The sequence below is a fragment of the Chromobacterium sp. ASV23 genome (assembly GCF_016428945.1).
Taxonomy (GTDB): Bacteria; Pseudomonadota; Gammaproteobacteria; order Burkholderiales; family Chromobacteriaceae; genus Chromobacterium; species Chromobacterium sinusclupearum.
Genome location: NZ_JAELTR010000009.1, coordinates 62,797 through 86,524, shown reverse-complemented (window position 1 = coordinate 86,524; position 23,728 = coordinate 62,797). Strand labels below are relative to the sequence as shown.

General features: G+C 63.7%; 21 protein-coding genes, 2 tRNA genes and 1 riboswitch. Of the genes, 10 read left to right on the top strand and 13 right to left on the bottom strand.

What is annotated here, in order from left to right; genetic code table 11:
• Nucleotides 1-8 precede the first annotated feature (8 nt).
• The 5 genes from aroQ to JHD59_RS06405 all read left to right on the top strand — a co-directional run bounded on the left by aroQ (nt 9) and on the right by JHD59_RS06405 (nt 4,452).
• On the top strand, nt 9-479 hold the full coding sequence (gene aroQ / locus JHD59_RS06425; RefSeq protein ID WP_199153618.1) for a type II 3-dehydroquinate dehydratase: 471 nt from the start codon (nt 9-11) through the stop codon (nt 477-479).
• 36 nt (nt 480-515) lie between these two features.
• Nucleotides 516-974, top strand: a complete 459-nt coding sequence (gene accB / locus JHD59_RS06420; RefSeq protein WP_103318303.1) for an acetyl-CoA carboxylase biotin carboxyl carrier protein — start codon at nt 516-518, stop codon at nt 972-974.
• A 117-nt stretch (nt 975-1,091) separates the two neighbouring features.
• On the top strand, nt 1,092-2,450 hold the full coding sequence (accC, locus tag JHD59_RS06415; RefSeq protein WP_103318305.1) for an acetyl-CoA carboxylase biotin carboxylase subunit: 1,359 nt from the start codon (nt 1,092-1,094) through the stop codon (nt 2,448-2,450).
• Nucleotides 2,450-3,346 (top strand): 50S ribosomal protein L11 methyltransferase, encoded by an 897-nt coding sequence (gene prmA / locus JHD59_RS06410; protein WP_199153617.1) that lies wholly within the window; start codon nt 2,450-2,452, stop codon nt 3,344-3,346. The genes accC and prmA overlap by 1 nt, the downstream gene beginning before the upstream one ends.
• Nucleotides 3,343-4,452 (top strand): DUF3426 domain-containing protein, encoded by a 1,110-nt coding sequence (locus JHD59_RS06405; RefSeq protein WP_199153616.1) that lies wholly within the window; start codon nt 3,343-3,345, stop codon nt 4,450-4,452. Before prmA ends, JHD59_RS06405 begins: the two co-directional genes overlap by 4 nt.
• Nucleotides 4,453-4,473: 21 nt before the next feature.
• Here the strand turns inward: JHD59_RS06405 and JHD59_RS06400 are convergent, their stop codons facing one another.
• Both JHD59_RS06400 and JHD59_RS06395 read right to left on the bottom strand, forming a co-directional pair.
• Complete coding sequence (locus JHD59_RS06400) at nt 4,474-4,791, bottom strand: hypothetical protein (RefSeq protein ID WP_199153615.1); 318 nt, start codon at nt 4,789-4,791, stop codon at nt 4,474-4,476.
• Between the two features lie 43 nt (nt 4,792-4,834).
• Nucleotides 4,835-5,722 carry a LysR family transcriptional regulator gene (locus JHD59_RS06395; protein WP_199153614.1) on the bottom strand — a complete coding sequence of 296 codons (888 nt, stop codon included), beginning with the start codon at nt 5,720-5,722 and terminating at the stop codon, nt 4,835-4,837.
• Nucleotides 5,723-5,824: 102 nt separating this feature from the next.
• Here JHD59_RS06395 and JHD59_RS06390 point away from each other — a divergent pair, with 102 nt between their 5' ends.
• From JHD59_RS06390 to ptsG, 3 genes are all read left to right on the top strand, one after another.
• Nucleotides 5,825-6,217, top strand: coding sequence for a DoxX family protein (locus JHD59_RS06390; protein ID WP_199153613.1), 393 nt, complete (start codon nt 5,825-5,827; stop codon nt 6,215-6,217).
• 552 nt (nt 6,218-6,769) lie between these two features.
• Nucleotides 6,770-9,283, top strand: a complete 2,514-nt coding sequence (gene ptsP / locus JHD59_RS06385) for a phosphoenolpyruvate--protein phosphotransferase (protein WP_199153612.1) — start codon at nt 6,770-6,772, stop codon at nt 9,281-9,283.
• A 174-nt stretch (nt 9,284-9,457) separates the two neighbouring features.
• Nucleotides 9,458-11,224, top strand: a complete 1,767-nt coding sequence (gene ptsG, locus JHD59_RS06380; protein WP_199153611.1) for a PTS glucose transporter subunit IIBC — start codon at nt 9,458-9,460, stop codon at nt 11,222-11,224.
• A gap of 70 nt (nt 11,225-11,294) precedes the next feature.
• On the opposite strand, the gene cfa is transcribed toward ptsG, so the two are convergent.
• Nucleotides 11,295-12,449, bottom strand: coding sequence for a cyclopropane fatty acyl phospholipid synthase (cfa, locus tag JHD59_RS06375; RefSeq protein WP_103318471.1), 1,155 nt, complete (start codon nt 12,447-12,449; stop codon nt 11,295-11,297).
• 198 nt (nt 12,450-12,647) lie between these two features.
• Nucleotides 12,648-13,445 carry a Cof-type HAD-IIB family hydrolase gene (locus JHD59_RS06370; RefSeq protein WP_199153610.1) on the bottom strand — a complete coding sequence of 266 codons (798 nt, stop codon included), beginning with the start codon at nt 13,443-13,445 and terminating at the stop codon, nt 12,648-12,650.
• Nucleotides 13,446-13,725: 280 nt separating this feature from the next.
• On the opposite strand from JHD59_RS06370, the gene JHD59_RS06365 reads away from it, so the two are divergent.
• On the top strand, nt 13,726-14,922 hold the full coding sequence (locus JHD59_RS06365) for an MFS transporter (protein WP_199153609.1): 1,197 nt from the start codon (nt 13,726-13,728) through the stop codon (nt 14,920-14,922).
• Between the two features lie 61 nt (nt 14,923-14,983).
• Here JHD59_RS06365 and JHD59_RS06360 read toward each other — a convergent pair.
• The 6 genes from JHD59_RS06360 to hppD form a co-directional block, all read right to left on the bottom strand.
• Nucleotides 14,984-15,059, bottom strand: a tRNA-Phe gene (locus tag JHD59_RS06360).
• Between the two features lie 6 nt (nt 15,060-15,065).
• A tRNA-Phe gene (locus tag JHD59_RS06355) sits at nt 15,066-15,141 on the bottom strand.
• Between the two features lie 156 nt (nt 15,142-15,297).
• Complete coding sequence (gene maiA, locus JHD59_RS06350) at nt 15,298-15,942, bottom strand: maleylacetoacetate isomerase (RefSeq protein WP_199153608.1); 645 nt, start codon at nt 15,940-15,942, stop codon at nt 15,298-15,300.
• Nucleotides 15,935-16,912, bottom strand: coding sequence for a fumarylacetoacetate hydrolase family protein (locus JHD59_RS06345; RefSeq protein ID WP_199153607.1), 978 nt, complete (start codon nt 16,910-16,912; stop codon nt 15,935-15,937). Before JHD59_RS06345 ends, maiA begins: the two co-directional genes overlap by 8 nt.
• Nucleotides 16,913-17,093: 181 nt before the next feature.
• Nucleotides 17,094-18,224, bottom strand: a complete 1,131-nt coding sequence (locus JHD59_RS06340; RefSeq protein ID WP_199153606.1) for a homogentisate 1,2-dioxygenase — start codon at nt 18,222-18,224, stop codon at nt 17,094-17,096.
• Nucleotides 18,225-18,438: 214 nt separating this feature from the next.
• A complete protein-coding gene (gene hppD / locus JHD59_RS06335; protein ID WP_043623590.1) occupies nt 18,439-19,512 on the bottom strand; it encodes a 4-hydroxyphenylpyruvate dioxygenase in 1,074 nt (357 codons plus the stop codon).
• Nucleotides 19,513-19,937: 425 nt separating this feature from the next.
• Between hppD and JHD59_RS06330 the strand changes: the two genes are divergently transcribed.
• The gene (locus JHD59_RS06330; RefSeq protein ID WP_043623593.1) at nt 19,938-20,423 is read left to right on the top strand and encodes an Lrp/AsnC family transcriptional regulator; all 486 of its coding nucleotides are present in this window, start codon (nt 19,938-19,940) and stop codon (nt 20,421-20,423) included.
• A gap of 90 nt (nt 20,424-20,513) precedes the next feature.
• Here JHD59_RS06330 and JHD59_RS06325 read toward each other — a convergent pair whose 3' ends face one another.
• The 3 genes from JHD59_RS06325 to ahcY all read right to left on the bottom strand — a co-directional run bounded on the left by JHD59_RS06325 (nt 20,514) and on the right by ahcY (nt 23,478).
• A complete protein-coding gene (locus JHD59_RS06325; protein WP_103318326.1) occupies nt 20,514-21,059 on the bottom strand; it encodes a TIGR00645 family protein in 546 nt (181 codons plus the stop codon).
• Nucleotides 21,060-21,110: 51 nt separating this feature from the next.
• Nucleotides 21,111-21,947: a methylenetetrahydrofolate reductase [NAD(P)H] gene (gene metF, locus JHD59_RS06320; RefSeq protein ID WP_103318328.1), complete on the bottom strand. Its 837-nt coding sequence runs from the start codon at nt 21,945-21,947 to the stop codon at nt 21,111-21,113.
• A gap of 130 nt (nt 21,948-22,077) precedes the next feature.
• Nucleotides 22,078-23,478, bottom strand: coding sequence for an adenosylhomocysteinase (gene ahcY, locus JHD59_RS06315; RefSeq protein WP_199153605.1), 1,401 nt, complete (start codon nt 23,476-23,478; stop codon nt 22,078-22,080).
• Between the two features lie 73 nt (nt 23,479-23,551).
• Nucleotides 23,552-23,641, bottom strand: a riboswitch (S-adenosyl-L-homocysteine riboswitch).
• Nucleotides 23,642-23,728: the final 87 nt, after the last annotated feature.

The window sequence follows — 23,728 nt, the reverse complement described above, 5'->3', positions numbered from 1 at the left end:
CGGCCAAGATGAAAAACGGGAGTCAGGCCTTGAGCCGATCCATCCTTGTGCTGCACGGTCCCAACCTCAATCTGCTAGGGGTCAGGGAGCCACAACACTACGGCCGGGACACACTTGACGCCATCAACCAGCGGCTGGCCGATCAGGCCAAAGCCGCCGGCTTTGCTTTGACAGCATTGCAGAGCAACGCCGAGCATGTACTGATTGAACGCATACATCAATGTCTGGATGACGGCACCGCCTTCATCCTGATCAATCCGGCGGCGTTCACCCATACCAGCGTCGCGCTGCGCGATGCCCTGGCGGCGGTGAAAGTGCCGTTTATCGAAGTGCATCTATCCAATGTCCATGCCCGCGAACCCTTCCGCCAGCATTCGTATTTTTCGGATCTGGCGCTCGGTGTGATTTGCGGGTTGGGCCCCCACGGTTACGAGCTGGCGCTGGCGCACGCGCTGCGGCATTTGTCCGCGCAGCCCTGATCGCCGTAACTGAACACCCCATTCGAAGGATCAACAATGGATTTGCGTAAACTCAAGAAACTGATCGACTTGGTCGAAGAGTCCGGCATCGCCGAACTGGAAGTGACCGAGGGCGAAGAAAAAGTCCGCATCACCCGCGTATCCGCCAACCAACAGCAAGGCTACGCCCAGCCGGTGGCGCAAATGTACGCCGCCGCGCCCGCCGCCCCTGCGGCCGCCGCGCCGGTTGCGGCCGCTGCCCCAGCCCCGGCCGCCGCCAATGAGAACGCGATGAAGTCGCCGATGGTCGGCACCTTCTACCGCTCGCCCAGCCCCGGCGCCAAGTCCTTCGTCGAAGTGGGCCAAAGCGTCAACGCCGGCGACACCCTGTGCATCATCGAAGCGATGAAGCTGATGAACGAGATCGAAGCCGACCGCTCCGGCGTGATCAAGGCCATCCTGGCGGAAGACGGCCAGCCGGTGGAGTACGGCGAGCCGCTGTTCGTCATCGAGTAAGACGCTCCGACGACCTCGCGAGATTCAGGGCACGGCCAAGGTCTGTGCCCTTGTCGTTTGACGTGACAGCAAAGGCCGGTCGATCATCCCGACGCTGGCCGGCTTGTGGAGAATTCCATGTTCGAAAAAATTCTAATCGCCAACCGTGGTGAAATCGCCCTGCGCATCCAACGCGCCTGCCGCGAAATGGGCATCAAGACCGTGGTCGTGCATTCCGAGGCCGACCGCGACGCCAAATACGTGAAGCTGGCCGACGAGTCGGTGTGCATCGGCCCCGCCCCGTCCGCCAAGAGCTATCTCAACGTGCCGGCGCTGATCGCCGCAGCCGAAGTCACCGACGCCCAGGCCATCCACCCCGGCTACGGCTTCCTGTCGGAAAACGCCGACTTCGCCGAGCGCGTCGAGCAATCCGGCTTCGTCTTCATCGGCCCGCGCCCGGACACCATCCGCCTGATGGGCGACAAGGTATCGGCCAAGAACGCGATGATCGAAGCCGGCGTGCCCTGCGTGCCCGGCTCCGACGGCGCCTTGCCGGACGACCCGGTAGAAATCACCAAGATCGCCAAGAAGATCGGCTTCCCGGTCATCATCAAGGCCGCCGGCGGCGGCGGCGGTCGCGGCATGCGCGTGGTGCATACCGAAGGCGCGCTGATCAGCTCGGTGCAGATGACGCGCACCGAAGCCGGCGCGGCGTTCGGCAATCCCACCGTCTACATGGAAAAATTCCTGGAGCATCCGCGCCACATCGAAATCCAGGTGCTGGCCGACGAATACGGCAACGCCATCTATCTGGGCGAGCGCGACTGCTCCATGCAGCGCCGCCACCAGAAAGTGATCGAGGAAGCGCCGGCCCCCGGCATCACCGACAAGCAGCGCCAGAGGATAGGCGAAGCTTGCGCCGAAGCCTGCCGCCGCATCGGCTACCGCGGCGCCGGCACCTTTGAATTCCTGTTCGAAAACGGCGAGTTCTACTTCATCGAGATGAACACCCGCGTGCAGGTGGAACACCCGGTGACCGAAATGATCACCGGCGTGGACATCGTGCAGGAACAGATCCGCATCGCAGCCGGCGAGAAACTGCGCTATAAGCAAAAAGACATCGTGATCTCCGGCCACGCCATGGAATGCCGCATCAATGCCGAGGACCCGTTCACCTTCGTGCCGTCTCCCGGCAAGATCGAGAGCTACCACCCGGCCGGCGGCCCCGGCATCCGCATCGACTCGCACATCTACCAGGGCTACGTCGTGCCGCCCCACTATGACTCGATGGTGGGCAAGCTGATCGCCTACGGCGACACCCGCGAGCAAGCGATGGCCCGGATGCGCGTGGCGCTGTCGGAAATGGCGATTTCCGGCATCAAGACCAATATCCCGCTGCACCAGGAGCTGTTCATGGATGCGGCCTTCCAGCGCGGCGGCACCAGCATCCACTATTTGGAAAACCGCCTGTCGCAGCAGAAAAAAGGGAGCGCCTGATGGCCTGGTTGCAAGCCACCATTGATTCCGATTCCTCTGTCGCCGAACGGCTAGCCGACGCGCTGATGGACGCCGGCGCGCTGTCCACCGCCATCGAGGACGCCTGGGCCGGCACCGACAAGGAGCAGCCCATCTTCGGCGAACCGGGCGAGCCGGTTGACCAGCTATGGAGCCAGAGCCGCATCATCACGCTGTTCGACGAGAACGACGACCCGGCGCTGCTGATCGCCGCCGCCGCCACCGCCTGCCAGCTGGCCATGCCCAGCTACAAGATCGAGCGCGTGGAAGAGCAGGACTGGGTGCGGCTGACCCAATCGCAGTTCGACCCGATCCGCATCTCCGACCGGCTGTGGATCACCCCCACCTGGCACGAGGCGCCGGAGCCGAACGCGGTCAACCTGCAGCTGGACCCGGGCCTCGCCTTCGGCACCGGCAGCCACCCCACCACCAGGCTGTGCCTGCAATGGCTGGACAAGCAGCTGAAAGGCGGCGAGTCCGTGCTCGACTATGGCTGCGGCTCCGGCATCCTGGCCATCGCCGCGCTGAAACTCGGCGCGGCCTCGGCCGTGGGCATCGACATCGACCCGCAAGCGGTGCGCTCAAGCAAGGACAATGCCGAGCAGAACGGCGTGCAGGCCGACTTCTTCCTGCCGGACGCCAATCCGCAAGCCCAATACGACGTAGTGCTGGCCAATATTCTGGCTAATCCGTTGCGCATGTTGGGCGACTTGCTGGCAAACCATGTGAAAACCGGTGGTAGAATCGTGCTTTCCGGCATCCTCGCCGAGCAGGCCGACGAGCTGTCCGCCATCTATAACCAGTGGTTTGAGATGGACGCGCCTGTGTTCGACGAAGGGTGGACACGATTGACAGGAACCCGACGCGCCCAGGTATGACATATACGACACAGTGCCCAAACTGCCAGACCCGTTTCAAGGTCAACGACGTCCAGCTGGCCGCCGCCGACGGACTGGTTCGCTGCGGGCGCTGTTCGCATGTCTTCAAGGCGCCGGATCATTTTGTCATCACGCAGCCGGCGCCCGCGCCGGTTGCGCCTCCCCCGCTGATTACCACGCCGCCGCCAGCCATCACGTCGACCGCCGCGCCCGAGCGCGACCCGATGGACGACTTCGAGCTGGAGGTGCCGGACTTCGACCCGCACGCCAACGCCGCCGAACTCTCCTCGCCGATAGCAGCGGCGCCGCAGTACGACCTTCCTGCCGAGCACGCCGCGCAGCCGGCCGAGCCGCCGGCGGAAGAAGTCGAAGCCTTCCAGCGCGCGCTGGCCGAGGCCATGCAGAACCGCAACATCACGGCGCCGATAGGCAATCCCTTCAATGAGCCGGCCCCCGGCCCGGCCATCGCCGCGGAACCGGAAGTCTTTGGCAGCCGCCGCCGCGCCGAGACGCCGCCGGAACCGGAGCCGATCAAGCCCGCGGCCCGCATCGAGCCGGAGGAGCCGCTGTTCACCGACGCCGATGCCGAGGAGGAAGACGAGGCCCGCAAGCAAAAGCCCGCCGCGCCCTGGCTCAACGGCTTGCTGGCGGCATTCGCCTTGCTGGGCTTGCTGTTTCTGGCCGCGCAACTGGTCTACATCAATCGCACCCGCATCGCCGCCGAGGCGCCGGAAACCCGTCCCGCGCTGGAACAGCTGTGCAAGTCCATGGGCTGCGACGTGCCCTGGCCCACCGACATCGCGCTGATCCGCACCGAATGGTCGGAACTGGCCTTCGTGCCGGACTACCCCAATCTGATCCAGCTGTCCGCCACGCTGAAGAACCACGCCCAGTACGCCCAGGCTTACCCGATGCTGGAAGTGACGCTGAAGGACAGCGACGACCAGGTGCTGATCCGCAAGGTATTCACACCCAAGGAATATCTGAAGCCGGACGACCTCAAGCTGGGCCGCTTCAATGGCAATAGCGAAGTCAAAGTCACCATGCGGCTGGACGCCGGCAAGGTGCACGCCATGGGTTACAGCCTGTATTGGTTCTATCCCTGAGCCCGCGCCCCGCCACGCTCATCAATCGAATGTGAAATTAAACCACTGCTTGAGATGCGAGTTGGGATCACACTTATACTGCTTCAACGCGGCTTCAATTGAGGCCTTGAATGCCTCGCGCGACGCCTCATCCATTCCAACGCTGAAATCCAGACGCACCAGCTGACTCACCAAGCCATTCGCGGCAGTGTCGAAGTACACTGTCGCCTTGACCGTGATTGGGTGCGCGGCCATGACACTAGGCGGGTATTCCGGGGTCGTGACTTTTTCGCAGCCGCCAGCCCATGCGGGGTCCGTACCACACAACAACCCCGCCAGGAGCAAACACTCCTTCAGCATGACCATGACTCCTTGAATAAAAGCCGTGGATTCTATCAAAATGTCATGAATTGAAAAACTCGTGTAGATACTCGACGAACACCCTGACCTTGCCCGGCACATGCCGCCGCACCGGATACACCACGGACAGATCCAGGCAGTGCCAGTCGTACTCCTGCAGCACCGGCACCAGGCTGCCATCGGCCAGCGCTTTCTCCAGCAGAAAACGCGGCTGCAAGACGATGCCCATGCCGTGCACCGCGGCGTCGGTCAATACGTCGCCGTTATTAGCGCGCAGCGCCCCCTTCACTCTCACCTTGTCCTGGCTGCCGTCGGGCCCGCGGTAATCCCAGATGTTGGGCTGAGCCGTCAAGGCGTACAGCAGGCACTGATGCTCGGCCAGCTCCGCCGGGTGGCGCGGCGTGCCGTGGCGCGCCAGGTAGTCCGGCGATGCCGCCACCAGGTCGCGGATCTGCGCCAAGCGCCTGGCCACCAGGGTGGAGTCGGTCAGATTGGATACCCGCAGCGCCAGATCGAAGCCTTCCTCCACCAGATCCACCCGCCGGTCGTTCAGGTTCAGCTCCACTTCGATGCGCGGATGACGCTGATGGAAACCGCCGATGATGGCGCCGAGGTAGCGCATGCCGAACGATACCGGGGCCGACAGCCGCAAGCGCCCCACCGGCTCGCTGGCGCCGTGCGATAGCCGCGCGTCCAGTTCATCCAGCTCCGCCAGCAGGCTGCCTGCCTGCGCCAGATAGGTCTCGCCGGCTTCGGTCAGCGACAGCTTGCGCGTGGTGCGATGCATCAGCCGCGCGCCCAAGCGGTTTTCCAGCGCCGCCACCAGCTTGGTCACCATCGCCCGCGACAACTCCAGCCGCTCCGCCGCGGCGACAAAGCTGCCCAGTTCCGCCACCGCGACGAAGGCGCGTATTTCCGAAAAACGGTCCATATAGTTTCTTATTGGTAAATAATAATTTCAATAGAACGATATTTATTGAATATAAGGCCGATGGTCAAATAGCGCCATCCCCATTCTTCAGGAACAAACACCATGAACCGTCTGCAAAACCCCTACCTCGCCACGCTTTTGCTGCGCGTGGCGCTGGGTCTGATGTATCTGTCGCACGGCGCATTGAAACTTTTCGTCTTTGGTCCGGCCGGCACCGCCGGCTACTTCGCCAGCCTGGGTTTGCCCGGCTTCTTTGGCTATATCGCCATCCTGGTGGAAATCGTCGGCGGCCTGCTGCTGTTGGCCGGCATCCAGGCGCGCTGGGTGGCGCTGCTGCTGATTCCGCAGCTTCTGGGCGCCATCGTGCTGGTTCATGCCGCCAATGGCTGGATGTTCGCCAATGCCGGCGGCGGCTGGGAATATCCGGCCTTCCTGATCGCCGCATCGCTGGCGCTGTTCCTGCAAGGCGATGTCAAGCGCGCCCGCGCCGCCTAAGACCCGCTAATCAAACCCCTGATCCTGCGTTGCGCCTCCTTGCCGTACTCAAGTACTGTCTGCGTCGGCTCGCCTTGGCTCAGGTTCTCTAACGAGATTTTGTGAGCAGCTCTAAATGCCCTTTCATCCGGCCCTCCCGGGCCGGATGCCGCCTTTCTCCGTTTTAGAGTTGCATTACAAAAATGCAACAACCGCCCCGCCGCCCTTCCCGCCGCTAATTCCAGCGCAATCAAGCTACAATAACGGGCTTGCCCAGCTATGGTGCAACGCAGCACTTAATTCGAACAATTCAGACTTGCACATTTTCTTGATTGCCATCAAGCTGCTGCGTAATTTGCGTGTAGTTTAACTACAAACCTTGGCAAGATATAACGCAACCCAGTCGTCGATGTCTGCAGATGGCGACCTGTATATAATCGCCGAAAGCCAGTCAGGACAAGCCAAGCCGTCAAGAGGCGCAGAAATGGCCCTTGAGCTGGCGCAAACAAGAACCGGTTTGATTGACGCTCGTAATAAAACGACTGGAATTATCCACGAATTGAGGAGTTTCTCATGGGCACCTCCGCACCAAGACTAGACATCCTGGCCCCCCTCTCTGGATGGCTGGTCCCCTTGGACAGCGTTCCGGACCCGGTATTCGCCGGCAAAATGGTCGGCGACGGCATCTCGCTTGACCCCACCTCCGGCAGCCTGCTGGCGCCGGTCGGCGGCGTGGTCAGCAACCTGCATCCGGCCCATCACGCTCTCACCATCACCACTGCGGAAGGCGTGGAAGTCATGGTGCACGTGGGCATCGATACCGTGATGCTGAAGGGCGAAGGCTTCTTCCCGCTGATCGAACAAGGCCAGCAAGTCAGCGCCGGCCAGCCGGTCATCGACTTCGATCTGGACCTGGTGGGACGCAAGGCCGCCAGCCTGTTGACGCAGATCATCATCACCAACGGCGAGACCGTGGCCCGCATGCAGCCGGCCACCGGCATGGTGGATGCCGGCAAGAACGTGGTGCTGTCGCTGCAGCTGGCCAACGGCAAGGATGTGCTGCAAGCCGTTGTCGGCGAGCCGCAACTGTCCGCCGACATCACCATCGGCAACCCGGCCGGCCTGCATGCTCGTCCGGCCGCCGTGTTCGCCAGCAAGGCCAAGAGCTTCGGCTCCGACATCCAGCTGCTCCTGGATGGCAATGAAGCCAATGCCAAGTCGGTGGTCGCCATCATGGGCCTGTCGACCAAGTTCGGCGACAAGGTGCGCATCCGCGCCCAGGGCGACGATGCCGCCACCGCCATCGCGGAACTGACCCAACTGCTGAATGACCGCTGCGGCGAGAAAGCCGACGAGGCGCCGCTTGCGCCGGCTGCCGCTCCGGCCGCGGCCCAGCAACAGGACAGCGACACCCAGCTGGCTGGCGTGGGCGCTTCGCCCGGCATCGCCATCGGCCGCATCGTCCATCACCGCCTGCAGGAGTTCGACGTGCCGGAACAGGGCAAGGGCGCCAATGTGGAACAGCAGGCCTTCGCCCGCGCCACCGAGGAAGCCGCCGCCCAGCTGGATCTGGTCAAGGCGCAACTGACCGACCCGGCCAAGCAGGCCATCCTGTCCATGCACCAGGAACTGCTGCAAGACCCGGACCTGCTGGCGCAAACCTATACCGGCCTAGCCGACGGCAAGTCCGCCGCCTGGTCCTGGCGCGCCGCCTTCAGTGCCTACTCCGCCCGTCTGGAAGCGCAGGACAACGCCCTGCTGCGCGAACGCGCCAACGACATCCGCGACGTGGGCCGCCGCGTGCTGGCCCTGCTGGCCGGCGTGAAGCAGGCCTCGCTGGAACTGCCGGCCGGCTCCATCCTGATCGCCGAAGACCTGGCCCCGTCCGACACCGCCTCGCTGGATCCGTCCAAGGTGATGGGCTTCTGTACCCGCACCGGCGGCGCCACCAGCCACGTGGCCATCCTGGCGCGTTCGCTGGGCATCCCGGCGATCTGCGGCATCTCGCAGTCCGCGCTGAAGCTGCCGGAAGGCCTGCAAGTGATTCTGAACGGCAATGAAGGCACGCTGGCGATCGCCCCGACTGCTGAAGACCTGGCCGCCGCCGAGCAGGAAATCGCCCGCCTGGCTGAACGCCGCGCGTCCGAAGCCAAGAGCTCCATGCAGCCGGCCGCCACAAGCGACGGCGTGCGCATCGACGTGGTGGCCAATATCCGCAACGCCGCCGACGCGCGCGAAGCGGTGGCCAAGGGCGCCGAAGGCGTGGGCCTCTTGCGCTCGGAATTCCTATTCGACAACCGCGACACCGCGCCGACCGAACAGGAACAGGCGGCAGAATATTGCGCCGTGGCCGAAGCCCTGGGCAAGGACCGCCCGCTGGTGGTGCGCACGCTGGACGTGGGCGGCGACAAGCCCCTGTCCTACCTGCCGCTGCCCAAGGAAGACAACCCCTTCCTGGGCCTGCGCGGCATCCGCGTCAGCCTGGACCGTCCTGACCTGTTGCGCACTCAGCTGCGCGCCATTCTGCAGGCCGCGCCGCTGACCAAGCTGCACATCATGTTCCCGATGGTGGCCTCGCTGGAAGAGCTGCGCGCCGCCAAGGCCATTCTGGCCGAGGAACAGGCCGCCGCCGGCGTCACCGACGTCAAGGTCGGCATCATGGTGGAAGTGCCGTCGGCTGCCGTGCTGGCCGCTCGCTTCGCGCCGGAGGTGGACTTCTTCTCCATCGGCACCAACGACCTGACCCAGTACGTGCTGGCGATGGACCGCGGCCACCCGCAACTGGCCAAGCAGGCCGACGCGCTGCACCCGGCGGTGCTGGCGATGATCGCGCTGACCTGCGAAGGCGCGCGCGCTCACGGCAAATGGGTAGGCGTATGCGGCGGCTTGGCCTCGGACGAACGCGCCGCGCCGCTGCTGGTGGGCATAGGCGTGACCGAACTGTCCGCCAGCACCCCGGCCGTGGCCTCGGTCAAAGCCACGCTGTCGCGCTGGAGCCTGGACGAGTGCCAGCAACTGGCCAAGGATGTGTTGGCGCTGTCCACCGCGACCGACGTCCGCCACTACCTGAATCAACACGCTCGTTAATCGGATAAGCGCCGACGCGGCGGGAGCTGCGGCGCCGGATGGGGAGACCGCCAGGGCAACCTGGCGCCGTCCGGCGCCACCTAGCGCAGCATCCAGCCACGGCGGTGCTTTATAGAGGGGACGGCCTCACAGCCGCTCGACATTCCATAAGCATGTCAAAGCAGGATAATAATCATGTTTAGTCAATCGTTCGCTTTTCTGCAGAAGATAGGCAAGGCGCTGATGCTTCCAGTAGCGGTGCTGCCTGTCGCGGGCCTGCTGCTCGGCATCGGCGCCACCGACTTCCACACCCAGAACGCCATCGCTCTGGCGATCCTGTCGCTGATGAAGCACTCCGGCGATGTGATCTTCGGCAACCTGCCGCTGATCTTCGCCGTCGGCGTGGCGCTCGGCTTCACGGAAAACGATGGCGTGGCCGCCATCGCCGCGGTGATCGGCCATCTGGTCACCACCGTCACCCTGGGCGTGATGGCCGGCATCATGGGTGTGGAAACCGCCACCATCATGGGCCTGCCGTCGATTCAGACCGGCGTGTTCGGCGGCATTCTGGCCGGCGGTCTGGCAGCCTATATGTTCAACCGCTTCTACCGGATCAATTTGCCCGAATACCTGGGCTTCTTCGCCGGCAAGCGTTTTGTTCCGATCATCACCGCCATCGGCGCCATCGGCCTGGGCGTGATCCTGTCCTTCATCTGGCCTCCGATCGGCAACGGCATCAAGGCGTTCTCGCAATGGGCCGCCGTCAGCGACCCGCGCACCGCCGCCACGGTGTACGGCTTCGTCGAGCGTCTGCTGATCCCGTTCGGTCTGCACCACATCTGGAACGTGCCGTTCTTCTTTGAAATCGGCGCCTTCCCCGACCCGGTGACCGGCAAGGTCATCCACGGCGACATCGCCCGCTTCTTTGCCGGCGACCCGACCGCGGGCATCCTGTCCGGCGCCTTCCTGTTCAAGATGTTCGGCCTGCCGGCCGCCGCCATCGCCATCTGGCACTCGGCCAAGCCGGAAAACCGCGTCAAGGTGGGCGGCATCATGATCTCCGCCGCGCTGACCTCGTTCCTGACCGGCATCACCGAGCCGATCGAGTTCTCCTTCCTGTTCGTGGCGCCGATCCTGTACGTGATCCACGCCGTGCTGGCCGCTTCCACCCAGTTCGTGGCCAACACCCTGGACATGCACATGGGCTTCACCTTCTCGCAGGGCGGCATCGACTTCCTGATGTTCAACCTGATCGGCGACAAGGCCAAGCACGCCTGGTACGTGTTCATCCTGGGCCCGATCTACGCCGTGGTGTACTACAGCGTGTTCCGCTTCGTCATCACCAAGTTCAACCTGAAGACCCCGGGCCGCGAAGATGAAACCCTGGAAAGCGCTGGCGCAGTCAGCGAAGACCAGCGCGCTCGCGAACTGGTGCTGGCCTTCGGCGGCCGCTCCAACATCCGCGGCCTGGACGCCTGCATCACCCGTCTGCGCGTGGCCGTGGCTGAAATCGCCAAAGTGGACCAAGCCAAGCTGAAAGCCATGGGCGCCTCCGGCGTGGTGGTGGTGGGCAATGGCGTGCAAGCCATCTTCGGACCCAAATCGGAAAACCTGAAAACCGATATGGACATCTACCTGCGCAGCGCCGGCAGCGATGCCGAACTGTCTTCCGCTCCGGCAACCGCCGCTCCGGCGCCGGCAGCCGCTCCCGCGGCCGCACCGGCTGCGGCCAAGGCCGATGTCGCCGCGCTGAAGCAGGCCCTGGGCGGCAACGCCAACCTGGGCAAGGTAGAAGCCATCGCCCATACCCGCCTGCGCGTGGAGTTGAAGGATGCCAGCCGCTTCAACGAAGCCGCTGCCCGCGCCGCCGGCGTGAGCGCGGTGACGCAAGTGTCTCCGGGCACGCTGCACCTGATCGTAGGCGATCAGGCCGCCGCCCTCGCCGTGGCGCTGCAAGCCTGATAGGCCCTGTCTCCGGCCAAAACAAAACGCCAGCGGCTCACCGCTGGCGTTTTTCATTATCCACCATCCCTCAGCGCGCCACGCGCAGCCCGCCTTCAATCCCCTGCCGGCTGAACAGCACCTGCCACAGCTGGATGTCCCGCGCCCGGAACGCGCCGGCGCAGACATTCAGGTAATAGCAGAACATGCGGTAGAAACGCGGGGAATAATGGCCCGACAACTGCGGCCAGGCCTGCTGGAAACGCTGCAGCCAAGCCATCAGCGTCAGATCGTAATCGGCGCCGAAGTTGTGCCAGTCCTCCATCAGCCAATATTCCGAGCTGGCTTCAGCGATGTGGATGGCGGATGGCAGGCAGCCATTGGGAAAGATGTATTTCTCTATCCACGGGTCCACCCACATATCGGTCACCTTGGCGCCTATGGTATGCAGCAAGAACAGGCCGTCCGGCTTCAGATTGCGGGCGATGGTTTCAAAGTAGGCGCGGTAGTTGCGCGGGCCGACGTGCTCGAACATGCCGACCGACGCGATGCGATCCGCCCGCAGCTGCAGATGGCGATAATCCTGCAGCAGGATTTCCACGTCCAGCCCGGCGCAGCGCTCCCGCGCCAGCCGCTGCTGCTGTTCGGAAATGGTGATGCCGGTCACGCGAACGCCATAATGCCGCGCGGCGTACTCCGCCAGCCCGCCCCAGCCGCAACCGACATCCAGCAGATGCATGCCCGGCTGCAGGCCCAGCTTGTCGCAGATCAGCTTGAGCTTGGCCTCTTGCGCCGCCTCCAGCGTGTCGGCGTCTTTCCAGTAGCCGCAGGAATATTGCATATAGGGGTCGAGCATGGCGGCAAACAAGTCGTTGCCCAAGTCATAGTGATGCTCGCCCACCCGGCGGGCGCGGCGCAAGGATTGGTAATTGACCACTCTGGCCGCCAGCACGTACAGGATGTCGCGCCAGCGGCGCGGCAGCCGATGCTCCAGACCGGCGCGCAACGTCCGCTGGAAGAAGATGTCCAGCCGCTCGCACTCCCACCAGCCATCCATATAGCTTTCGCCCAGCCCCAGCGAGCCCTGTTGCAGCACGCGCCGGTAAAACTGCGGATGTTTGACCTGGATATCGAACGGCCGGCTGCCGTTGACAGCGATGTCCGCCGCGGACAACAGTTCCTCGATCACCGCCTGCCCCGGTTGGCGGACGGCATTGCCCTCGTTTTCAAGACAAGATGAATTCATGGCATCCCCCATGGCCTCAGCCACACTGCACAGCGAACTCGATCGACAATCTTAAAATCAGTTTTGTTTTGGATGGAGGCCCGCCAGCCCCAGACCCGGCATGACGCCGTGACGCCGGCAGGCTGCGAAGTTTTCTCGGATGGTCTTAGCTTAGCGCGCTCCCGCGGCACTTGGCTAGCGAGAGCGAGAAGAGGCGATTTACAGCGCGAATAATTCGCGCAAGTGCCGCGCCACGCCGGAGTCGGCATGGCTGGCGATCTGCCGCGCATGCGGCAGCTCGCGGCGCAGCCGGGGATGCGCGTTGCCCATCAGCCGCGGATGGCCGGCAGCCTGCAGCAGCTCGATATCGTTCTGCCCATCGCCAAAGGCCAGACACTCGCTGGCGGGAATCGCCAGCCTATCCAACACCAGTTGCAGCGCATGGCCCTTGGACACCCCTGCCGCCATCACTTCCAGGCAATGATCGAGCGAGAAGGTGATGTACAGCCGGTCGCCAAAGCGCGCTCGCAACTTGCGCTCCACCTCCAGCAAATGGGCGTGCGGCGCGATGTACAGCACCTTGCCCACGCGCGCGCCGTCGTGGCGGCCCAGATCGCACACCCGATAGACCATGCCGGAATCGCGGTGCATGTCCAGCAACGCTTGGCTCGGTTCGCTGATCAGCCATTCGTCGTCGAGGTAGAAGTTGACGATGGCGCCGGCGGCGAACTCCGGCTGCGCCATCTGGCGCACCAGCTCCGCGTCGATATCCTGGCGGTGGATCAGCGCATTGTCGGGATCATGCACGCGGGCGCCGTTCGAGGTAATCAAGTGGGCGCGCACGCCCAAGGCCTGGCGGATGCCCTTGACGTCGAGATAATGGCGTCCGGTGGCGATGGCGAACTGGACGCCGCGCCGCTCCAGACGCTGCAGGGTGTCGGCGGTCAGCGGATCGACGGCATGATGCACATCCAGCAACGTGCCGTCCAGGTCGGAAGCGATGAAACGATAGGACATGGAAACTCCAATGCTGCGCGAAGCCAAGATTATACGCCGGCCGACCAAGCCGCACCGCGTTACGCGGCGCTATGCTGATTATCCGCAAATTGACAAAGCCATAAGCGGCAGATAACTTGGCCTATTCAGAGCCGCAAGCAAAACCTCGCGGAGAACCTGAGCCAAGGCGCGCCGACGCAGGCAGTACGGCAAGGAGGCGCAACGCAGGGTCAGGGGTTTTGCTGGCGGCTCTTCGCAGAAAATTTCCTGCCCATCGGCAGGAAGCCTAATGGGAGCCGACATGGCCAATCGATATGGCGAGTTGTTCCGCACCCCCGGCGTCGCTACGCTAGCGCTGGCGGGCGGCGTGGCGCGCCTGCCCGGCGCCATGGTCGGCATCGGCGTCATCACCATGCTGTCGCTGACGCAGAACAGCTATGGCTTAGCCGGAGCGGTGGCCGCCACCTTGACGCTGGCCGCGGCTTTCCTGTCGCCGCAAGTCTCGCGGCTGGCCGACCGCTACGGCCAGAGCCGCGTGCTGCCGCCGGCCGTCGGCATCGGCGCATCGGCCCTGCTGGCGCTGGCGCTATGCAGCTGGCTGAGCGCTCCGCCCTGGGCCTTGTTTGTCTGCGCCGCGCTGGCCGGCTGCCTGCCCAGCATCCCGGCCATGACCCGCGCGCGCTGGGCCCGGCTGCTGGACGGCCGCACCCTGCTGCCCACCGCGTTTGCGCTAGACAGCGTGCTCAGCGAACTCGCCTTCGTCATCGGCCCGCCGCTGGCCATCGCCTTGTGCATGGGTTGGTTCGCGGAAGCCGGGCCGATCTGCGCCGTACTGCTGCTGCTGCTGGGCGCCGCGGTATTGCTGCGCCAGAAAGCCACCGAACCGCCGGTCCACCCAGATGCGCAGCACGGCGGCCGGCCGGCGCTCTTTTTGCGGCCGGTGCCGACGCTGGCCCTGCTGCTCGGCACCTTGGGCGCCATCAATGGGGCGATAGACGTCACCGCCGTGGCCATCGCCAAGGCGGAAGGCTCGCCGTCGGCCGCCAGCTGGGTGCTGGCGCTGTACGCGCTGGGTTCGGCCACCGGCGGGCTGACCTTCGGCGCGCTCAAGCCCGCCCTGCCCTTGGGCCGGCTGCTGTTGTATTGCTGCGTAGCCACCGCGCTCAGCTCCATCCTGATCGCCCTGGCGCCCGACAGCGCCTGGCTGGCGGCCGCCATGTTGCTGTCTGGCTTGTCGTTTGCCCCGACCCTGATCGTCGCCATGGAAATGGTGGAAAAATCCGTGCCGCGCGCCCGCTTGACCGAGAGCCTGACCTGGCTGGTCACCGGCATCCAGCTGGGATTGGCCGGCGGCGCCTCGCTGTGCGGCCTGTTGACGGACGACTACGGCCCACGCGCAGGCCAGAGCCTGGCCCTGGCGGCGGGCCTGGCCGCGCTGCTGGTCGCCTCCATGCTGCCGCGCGCGGCCATCCGCAAGGACGTCAAACCGGCTTGCTGAGCGCTGCGAGGCGCGGCAATGCAAAAAGCCGAACCCTTGCGGATTCGGCTTTTCGTAATTCTGGTGGCCAGTCGCGGAATCGAACCACGGACACGCGGATTTTCAATCCGCTGCTCTACCAACTGAGCTAACTGGCCTTGCTGTGGTGGCCAGTCGCGGAATCGAACCACGGACACGCGGATTTTCAATCCGCTGCTCTACCAACTGAGCTAACTGGCCACTTCTTCTTTCAGCGCTAGCGCGCCGTCAGAGCCACGCATTTAATCAGAGGACGGCTTTTGAGTCAAGGCATAATTGCAAAAAAACGGCTCGCCATCCGCCTGAAAACATAAACAGCCCGGCCGCTCCAGGCGCCCGGGCTGCCGGATCAAACACTTACACCGCGTCCGGCTGCTTGGCAGGATGCGCGTCGGCAAATGCCGGCAGCGCCTCCAACGCCTCCGTAATGCGGACGATGGTCGGATACGGCGCCAGGTCCACGCCGAAGCGGCGCGCGCTGAATACCTGCGGCAGCAGACACACGTCGGCCAGCGTCGGCGCGTCGCCCACGGCATAGCGCCCGGCCGATTCTGCCAATTGCCGCTCCAGCGCGGCCAAACCGGTGCGTATCCAGTGGCGTATCCACTCAGTCTTGCCCTCTTCGCCCACGCCGAACTCCGCCTGCAGATACTTGCCGACGCGCGGATTCTGCAGCGGGTGGATGTCCGCGGCGATGGCCAGCGCGATCGAACGCGCCTGCGCCCGGAGCGCCGGATCGGCCGGCAACAGCCGCGGCGTGTCCGGATAGGCCTCGTCCAGATATTCGCAGATGGCCAGCGACTGGGCGATCTTCACCTCGCCGTCGTCCAGCAACGGCACTAGACCGTGCGGATTGATAGCTAGGTAGTCGGCGCTGCGCTGCTCGCCCTGCAGCAGATTGACCGCCCGGTACTGGTAAGCCAAGCCCTTCAGGTTCAGCGCGATGCGCACCCGATACGCCGCGCTGGAGCGGAAGTAGCCGTATAGGACGCGCTCAGCCATGCGCCACCACGGCCTGCTCGATGGCGCCGAAGATGCTGCGGCCGGCGACGTCTTTCATCTCAATGCGCACGGTGTCGCCCGCCTTCATGAACGGGGTCTTGGGCGCGCCCTGTTCGATGGTCTCGATCATGCGCTGCTCGGCCAGGCAGCAGGAGCCGACACTGCGGTCCTTGTTCGAAATGGTGCCGGAGCCGACGATGGAACCGGCCGCCAGCTCGCGGGTCTTGGACACATGCGCCACCAGTTGCGGGAAGCTGAACTGCATTTCCACGCCGCAATTGGGCTTGCCGTAGAAATCGCCGTTATAGTCCACCAGCAAGGGCAGATGCACCTTGCCGCCCTGCCAGGCTTCGCCCAGTTCGTCCGGCGTGACGGCGACCGGCGAGAACGCGGTGGCCGGCTTGCTCTGGAAGAAGCCGAAGCCCTTGGCCAGCTCGGCCGGGATCAGGTTTCGCAGCGTCACGTCGTTCACCAGCATCAAGAGGCGGATGTGCTTCTCATCGGCCGGCGCACCCAAGGGCACATCGCCGGTGATCACCGCGACTTCGCCTTCGAAATCCAGGCCCCAGGCTTCGTCGCGCAGCGGGATGTCGGCCGTCGGCGCCAGGAAGGCGTCGGAGCCGCCCTGGTACATCAGCGGATCGGTGTAGAAGCTGGCCGGCACCTCGGCGCCGCGCGCCTTGCGCACCAGCTCCACATGGTTCAGGTAGGCGCTGCCGTCGGCCCATTGATAGGCGCGCGGCAAGGGACTCAGGCAACGTTTGGCGTCGAAAGCGACTTCGTCCGGCACTTGGCCATGGTTGATGGCGTTGTAGACTTCCTTCAGCCGCGGTTCGGCTTGCGCCCAGTTGTCCAGCGCGGCCTGCAGCGTGGCGGCGATGGCCGGCACCGCCACGGCGCGGGTCAGATCGCGGCTGACCACCATCAGCTGGCCGTCGCGGGTGTGGTTGTGATAGGTCGCTAATTTCATCTTGATGTTCTTTCTGCTAACAGGCAGTGACGCGCTTGCTTGGTATTTAAATGCTTAACGCGGCTTGAGGAGCATTTCGTCGCGAGCGGCCCGAGGTCGAAGCGAGACGCGCAGCTGTACAAGTGGTACAGCGAGCATCGCAGCTTCGAGATCGGCCCGCGCAGCAGAAATGAACTCAAGCTCAAGCTTTGGGCTTCCAGCTGTCCACGTAACCCTGCCACTCGACGGCGGCGAGGCCTGGGCCCTGCTCCAGCGCGTCGCGGGTATCGATCATCACCGCCACTTCGTCGGTGAACTTCTTCGGGTCGCTCATCGCTTTGGCGAAAGCCTTCGGGTGCGGGCCGTGGGTGAAACCGGCCGGGTGGAAGGTCATCATGCCAGGCTTGATGTTGTCGCGGCTGAAGAAGTCGCCGGCGTGGTAGAAGATCACTTCGTCGTAATCGTCGTTGTTGTGATAGAACGGCACCTTGAGCGCGCCCGGGTCGGACTCGATCGGCCGCGGCACGAAGGTGCACACCACGAAGCCGTCTGCGACGAAGGTGGTGTGCGCCGACGGCGGCAGGTGGTAGCGATGGCTCATCAGCGGACGGATGTCGCGCCAGTTGACGCGCGCCACCGACAGATTGCCGTGCCAGCCTATGGCGTCCAGCGGGTTGAAGGGGTAAGTGACGGTGGACAGCGCGCCGCGGCGCTTGATCACCACCTGCCATGGGTCTTCGGTCTGCTGCGCGCGGAAGGCGTCGTCGATGGCCGGCACGTCCAGCACCGCCTCGTCGAAAATGGCATGCGGACCCACCAGGCCCTTGTCCGGCAATTGATACGCGCCGTTGCTGGTTTCGATCATCAGCATGGTGGTGGCTTCGGCCGGCTCGATGCGCCAGCTGGTGGAGCGCGGCACCAGGAGGTAGTCGCCGTCGCGGTAGCTCAAGTGGCCATAGTCGCAGAACAGCTCGCCGCTGCCGGCGTGGATGAACAGCAGATCGTCGCCGTCGGCATTGCGGAACAGCTGGGTCATCGCCTGGTCGCAGCGCCAGATGCGGACTTTGCACTGGGCGTTGTGCAACACCAGCGGCGCCTCCCACGGCGCCGGCGCGCCGTGCGGCAGTTCGTTCAGGTCGAAAGCGCGCGGGCGCAGCGGGCCTTCCCAGTCGCTCCAGCCGGTAGGCGGATGCTTGTGGTGCAAGTGGGTGGCCGGGCCGAAGAAGCCGCTGCGGCCGACTTCCCGTTCATAGATGCCTTCGGCCGGCAAGTCGGCGTGGGCCTGGCGCGAGATGGTGCCTTCGCGGTGCGGAAAACTGATCCATTTACGCATTTTGAGAATCCTGTTTCGCCGCGGAAATACACAGAAAACACGAAAGACATCCCGAGCGTGAATCCTTGCCTCGGGAGGCTCAAGGATGTTTGCCCGTTCTTGCTTTTCCGTGTCCTTCCGTGTGTTTCCGTGGCCAAGTTGCTTTGGGCTGCCGCCACGCGCCGGTTTGAACGGGAAGCGACGGTGCCCAGAACCGTTTTCAGTGGCTGGCCGCTCAGGCCTTCAGCACGCCGCGGCGGATCTGGTCTTCCTCGATGGACTCGAACAGGGCCTTGAAGTTGCCTTCGCCGAAGCCCTCGTTGCCCTTGCGCTGGATGATCTCGAAGAAGATCGGGCCGATCACCGTTTCGGTGAAGATCTGCAGCAAGATGCCTTCCACCGGCGCGCCGTCGATCAGGATGCTGTTCTTCTTCAGGCGAGCCACGTCCTCGCCATGGCCCGGCACGCGCGCGTCCACCTTTTCGTAATAGGTGTCCGGGGTGTCCAGGAAGCGGGTGCCGCGCGCCTTCAGCGTTTCCACCGTGGCGTAGATGTCGTCGGTGGTCAGCGCGATGTGCTGGATGCCTTCGCCGTTGTACTGGCGCAGGAATTCCTCGATCTGGCTCTTGTCGTCGGATGATTCGTTGATCGGGATGCGGATCTTGCCGCAGGGGCTGGTCATCGCCTTGGACACCAGGCCGGTCAGCTTGCCTTCGATGTCGAAATAGCGGATCTCGCGGAAGTTGGCGATGTTGGTGTAGAAGTCGGCCCAGGTGGCCATATTGCCGCGCGCCACGTTGTGGGTCAGGTGGTCGATCAGGGTCAGGCCCACGCCGAACGGATGCTGGTCGACGCCGTCCACCGGCACGAAGTCTACGTCGTAGATATTGTGTTCCGGACCGTAGCGGTCGACGAAATACAGCGCGGAACCGCCGATGCCCTGCACTGCCGGGATGTTCAGCTCCATGAAGCCGATCGGGCGCTGATAGGGCTTGGCGCCATGCGCCAGCGCGTATTCGTAGGCCTTGGCGGCATCCTTCACGCGCCAGGCCATCGCACAAGCCGACGGGCCGTGCGCGTGGGCGAATTCGCTGGCCGGCTGGCTGGTTTCGGCGTTCAGGATGAAGTTGATGTCGCCCTGGCGGAACAGGCTGACGTTCTTGCTGCGGTGGCGGGCGACTTCGGTAAAGCCCAGCGACAGGAACAACTGGCGCAGCTTTTCCACACCGGCCGCGTCGGGCGCGGTGTATTCGACAAACTCGAAGCCGTCGGTGGCGAGCGGGTTTTGCAGCATGGCTTCCATTTTCATCTGTTTCTCCTCTGTTATATAGATCGCGATCCGATGATACGGAAAGCGATAATCCACTCGGTTTGAGCGTTGTGTGTAAACGTCTGCAGGCGATCCGCGTTATGTAAGCAGGCCGCCTGCCCGCCCGCTTTTGCGGGCGGTTGGCAGGTCGACAGGGTGGGAAGAGGCAGACGGGAAAACCGCGTTGCGCACCAGGGACGGGCGCATCGGCGCCGACCGCCGATGGCGGTACGGTTAGCTCTCCTCCGAATGAATCGTTATCTGCTGTCACACACCATCGACATGCGTCGGCAGTCTGGCGCTGCCGTTTGCGATTTAGGCTTTTTATTCTATGGAAAGTGCATAGCAATTATCTTGCCAAATTGCTTTCCATGATTGATATTGAAGAATAAAATGCCGCAACAAACCGATAATCAGGAGAAAATATGCCAAGTCTTACATTAGATAAGACGGACTTGCGTATTCTGGCCGAATTGCAGCTGGATGGCCGGTTGACCAATGTCGAGCTGGCCGAGCGCGTGGCGCTGTCGCCGTCGCCCTGTCTGCGCCGGCTCAAGCAACTGGAAGAGTCCGGCGTGATCCGCCAATACGTGGCGCTGCTCGATCCTGCGCATATCGGTCTGGGCCTGCAGGCCTGGGTGCGAGTGACGCTGGAAAAACGCGGCAATATGCACCTGCAAAGCTTCATCGAAGCGGTGCAGAACTGGCCGGAAGTCATCAACTGCTTCGCCATGACCGGCGAAATGGACTATCTGCTGCAGGTGTACTTTGAAGACATGGAGCACTTCTCGCGCTTCGTGATGGATGAGCTGCTGCAGCATCCCGGCGTGGAGGACGTCAAATCCAGCTTTGTGCTGAAGGAGATCAAGCGCACCACCGCGCTGCCGCTGGGACAGATGCGCGGCATGTGATCACTCCCCCGCAATAAGCAAAACGGCCCTTCGCGGGCCGTTTTGCGTTGCCGGAGCCTGTTCACATCGATTTCGGCTCTAAACGGCAGATCAGTGCCGCTGATGCTGCGCGGTCGCGCTGGCCAGCAGCTTGTCGGTATAGGCGATGGCCGCGGCGGACAGCAGGAAGGCCAGATGCAAAAACAGCTGCCACTTGATGGTGTGCTCGTCGATGCGGCTAGCGTTGATGAAGGTTTGCAGCAGGTGGATGGACGAGATGCTGATGATGGCCATCGACAGCTTCACCTTCAGCACCGAGGCATTGACGTGGTCCAGCCATTCCGGCTGGTCCGGGTGGGTGTCGATGCGCAGGCGCGACACGAAGGTCTCGTAACCGCCCACCGTTACCATCACCAGCAGGTTGGCGATCATCACCACATCGATCAGCCCCAGCACCGCCAGCATGATGTCTGTCTCGGTCAGGTGATTCAGCCCTTCCAGCAGCTCCCACAACTGCGCCAGGAATTTCCAGGCATAAACGCCCTGCACCACGATCAAACCCAGATAGATGGGCAATTGCAGCCAGCGACTGCTGAAAATGATCTGGCCGAGCAGCGATTTTCTCGGCGGATTCTGGATGCTCAATGAGTCTTGCATAGGCTTTCCTGTCGTTGGCGGCCGCGGGCGGCCCATGCCGCCCGCGCGCCGTCACAGGCCCAGCCTCTGCCAGATGGTGGAGACCAGGCCTGCCTGGTTCAATGTGTAAAAATGCAGCCCCGGCGCGCCGCCTTGCAGCAGCCGGTCGCACAGCTCGGTCACCACGTCCAGGCCCAGCGCGCGGATGGACGCGGTGTCGTCGTAATAGGCCTGCATGCGCAGGCGCAGCCAGCGCGGCACTTCCGCTCCGCACATGTCGGAGAAGCGGCACAGCTGGCCAAAATTGGAAATCGGCATGATACCGGGCACGATGGGGATGTCCAGTCCGCGGGCGCGGATTTCATCGACGAAGCGGAAATAGCTGTCGGCGTTGAAGAAATACTGGGTGATGGCGGAATCGGCCCCGGCGCGCACCTTGCGCACGAAATTGTCCAGATCGTCCTCGGCGGAGCGGGCCTGCGGATGGAACTCCGGATAGGCCGCCACCTCGATGTGGAAATGGTCGCCGTGCTCCGCGCGGATGAACTCCACCAGCTCGTTGGCGTAGCGGAACTCCCCCGCCCCCACCATGCCGGACGGGATGTCGCCACGCAGCGCCACCAGGTGGCGGATGCCGTTGCCGCGGTATTCATTGAGGATGGCGGCGATGTTTTCCCGGGTGGAGCCCACGCAGGACAGGTGCGGCGCAGCGGCCTGTCCTTCGCTGCGGATTTCCAGCACGGTAGACAGGGTGCCGTCGCGGGTGGTTCCGCCGGCGCCGAAGGTCACCGAGAAAAACTGCGGCTTGAACTGCGCCAGCTGCTGGCGAGTGGTGCGCAGCTTGGCCACGCCTTCCGGCGTTTTCGGCGGAAAGAATTCAAAACTGAAGGTGCGCGGCGTTTGTGTCATCGTGATCCTCTCTATCGCTGTCCTGGCTATCTTGTCATTGTCGGCCTCTGGGTGCCGTTGCTTGCGCGGGCCCGAAAAAAACGGACAGCACCATTCTAGGGGGGCTGTCCGTTTCAGTTTGGTTCAAAAATCAATAACGATAGTGATCCGGCTTATAAGGCCCTTGCTTGGGCACGCTGATATAGGCCGCCTGCTGGTCGGACAGTTCGGTCAGCCGCGCGCCGATGCGGCCCAGGTGCAACCGGGCCACCTTTTCGTCCAGATGCTTGGGCAGCACGTACACTTTTTTGTCGTACTGCTGGCCGTTGGCGAACAGTTCGATCTGCGCCAGCACCTGGTTGGTGAAGCTGTTGGACATCACGAAGCTCGGATGGCCGGTGGCGCAGCCCAGGTTCACCAGGCGGCCTTCCGCCAGCAGGATGATGCGCTTGCCGTCGGGGAAGATGATGTGATCGACCTGCGGCTTGATGTTTTCCCACTGGTGCTGGCGCAGGCTGGCGACTTCGATTTCGCTGTCGAAGTGGCCGATATTGCAGACGATGGCGTTGTTTCGCATCTTCTTCATGTGCTCGTACGTGATCACGCCGACGTTGCCGGTAGCGGTGACGAAGATGTCAGCCTGATCGGCCACCTCGTCCATGCGCACCACGCGGTAGCCCTCCATCGCCGCCTGCAGCGCGCAGATCGGGTCGATCTCGGTCACCCACACGGTGGCGCCCAGGCCGCGCAGGCTCTGCGCGCAGCCCTTGCCCACATCGCCATAGCCCAGCACCACCGCAACCTTGCCGGCGATCATGACGTCGGTGGCGCGCTTGATGCCGTCCACCAACGATTCGCGGCAACCGTACAGGTTGTCGAACTTGGACTTGGTGACGGAGTCGTTGACGTTGATCGCCGGAAACGGCAGATGGCCATCCTTCTCCAACTGGTACAGGCGGTGGACGCCGGTGGTGGTTTCTTCCGTCACGCCCTGAATGTGCTGCAGGCGCTTGGAATACCACTGCGGGTCGATGGCCAGGTGGCGCTTGATCGAGGCGAACAGCGCGGTCTCTTCCTCGTTGGTGGCGTGCGCGATCGCGCCGATGTCCTTCTCCGCCTTGCTGCCCAGCATCAAGAGCAAGGTGGCGTCGCCGCCGTCGTCCAGGATCATGTTGGCCGGCTGGCCTTCGGGCCATTCGAAGATCTTGTGGCTGAACTCCCAGTACTCGTCCAGGCTCTCGCCCTTGAAGGCGAATACCGGAATGCCGGCGGCGGCGATGGCCGCGGCAGCGTGGTCCTGGGTGGAGAAGATGTTGCACGACGCCCAGCGCACTTCCGCGCCCAGCGCCGTCAGCGTTTCGATCAGCACCGCGGTCTGCACCGTCATGTGCAGGCTGCCGGCGATGCGGGCGCCGCGCAGCGGCTGCGCGGCGCGATACTCGTCGCGGATCGCCATCAGGCCCGGCATTTCGGTTTCGGCGATGTTCAGCTCCTTGCGGCCCCAGCCGGCAAGGGAGAAATCTGCTACGTGATAATCGGAGAAATCAGCCATCGTGAAGCATCCTTGTTCACGCGGCCAGGCAGGATGCGGCCCACCCGTCATCCCATGCCCGCCACGGTCATGAGTCAGGTGAGCGCCGTTGCCTCGCCCACCGGACAGCAGGCGGCACGCCAAGCCTGGGGAGAACACCCTCCTCGCAGCGCCCCTCGGCATGCCGGGTAATTATACCTAGTCCGCGCGGAAAATATAGGCGTTGTCATGCTGGCACGATACGCAAGCCATTCATCGCCAGCGTCCATGC

Coding starts and splice junctions, on each gene's coding strand:
- aroQ (WP_199153618.1), top strand. CDS start 9: ATGAAAAACGGGAGTCAGGCCTTGAGCCGATCCATCCTTGTGCTGCAC.
- accB (WP_103318303.1), top strand. CDS start 516: ATGGATTTGCGTAAACTCAAGAAACTGATCGACTTGGTCGAAGAGTCC.
- accC (WP_103318305.1), top strand. CDS start 1,092: ATGTTCGAAAAAATTCTAATCGCCAACCGTGGTGAAATCGCCCTGCGC.
- prmA (WP_199153617.1), top strand. CDS start 2,450: ATGGCCTGGTTGCAAGCCACCATTGATTCCGATTCCTCTGTCGCCGAA.
- JHD59_RS06405 (WP_199153616.1), top strand. CDS start 3,343: ATGACATATACGACACAGTGCCCAAACTGCCAGACCCGTTTCAAGGTC.
- JHD59_RS06400 (WP_199153615.1), bottom strand. CDS start 4,791: ATGCTGAAGGAGTGTTTGCTCCTGGCGGGGTTGTTGTGTGGTACGGAC.
- JHD59_RS06395 (WP_199153614.1), bottom strand. CDS start 5,722: ATGGACCGTTTTTCGGAAATACGCGCCTTCGTCGCGGTGGCGGAACTG.
- JHD59_RS06390 (WP_199153613.1), top strand. CDS start 5,825: ATGAACCGTCTGCAAAACCCCTACCTCGCCACGCTTTTGCTGCGCGTG.
- ptsP (WP_199153612.1), top strand. CDS start 6,770: ATGGGCACCTCCGCACCAAGACTAGACATCCTGGCCCCCCTCTCTGGA.
- ptsG (WP_199153611.1), top strand. CDS start 9,458: ATGTTTAGTCAATCGTTCGCTTTTCTGCAGAAGATAGGCAAGGCGCTG.
- cfa (WP_103318471.1), bottom strand. CDS start 12,449: ATGAATTCATCTTGTCTTGAAAACGAGGGCAATGCCGTCCGCCAACCG.
- JHD59_RS06370 (WP_199153610.1), bottom strand. CDS start 13,445: ATGTCCTATCGTTTCATCGCTTCCGACCTGGACGGCACGTTGCTGGAT.
- JHD59_RS06365 (WP_199153609.1), top strand. CDS start 13,726: ATGGCCAATCGATATGGCGAGTTGTTCCGCACCCCCGGCGTCGCTACG.
- maiA (WP_199153608.1), bottom strand. CDS start 15,942: ATGGCTGAGCGCGTCCTATACGGCTACTTCCGCTCCAGCGCGGCGTAT.
- JHD59_RS06345 (WP_199153607.1), bottom strand. CDS start 16,912: ATGAAATTAGCGACCTATCACAACCACACCCGCGACGGCCAGCTGATG.
- JHD59_RS06340 (WP_199153606.1), bottom strand. CDS start 18,224: ATGCGTAAATGGATCAGTTTTCCGCACCGCGAAGGCACCATCTCGCGC.
- hppD (WP_043623590.1), bottom strand. CDS start 19,512: ATGAAAATGGAAGCCATGCTGCAAAACCCGCTCGCCACCGACGGCTTC.
- JHD59_RS06330 (WP_043623593.1), top strand. CDS start 19,938: ATGCCAAGTCTTACATTAGATAAGACGGACTTGCGTATTCTGGCCGAA.
- JHD59_RS06325 (WP_103318326.1), bottom strand. CDS start 21,059: ATGCAAGACTCATTGAGCATCCAGAATCCGCCGAGAAAATCGCTGCTC.
- metF (WP_103318328.1), bottom strand. CDS start 21,947: ATGACACAAACGCCGCGCACCTTCAGTTTTGAATTCTTTCCGCCGAAA.
- ahcY (WP_199153605.1), bottom strand. CDS start 23,478: ATGGCTGATTTCTCCGATTATCACGTAGCAGATTTCTCCCTTGCCGGC.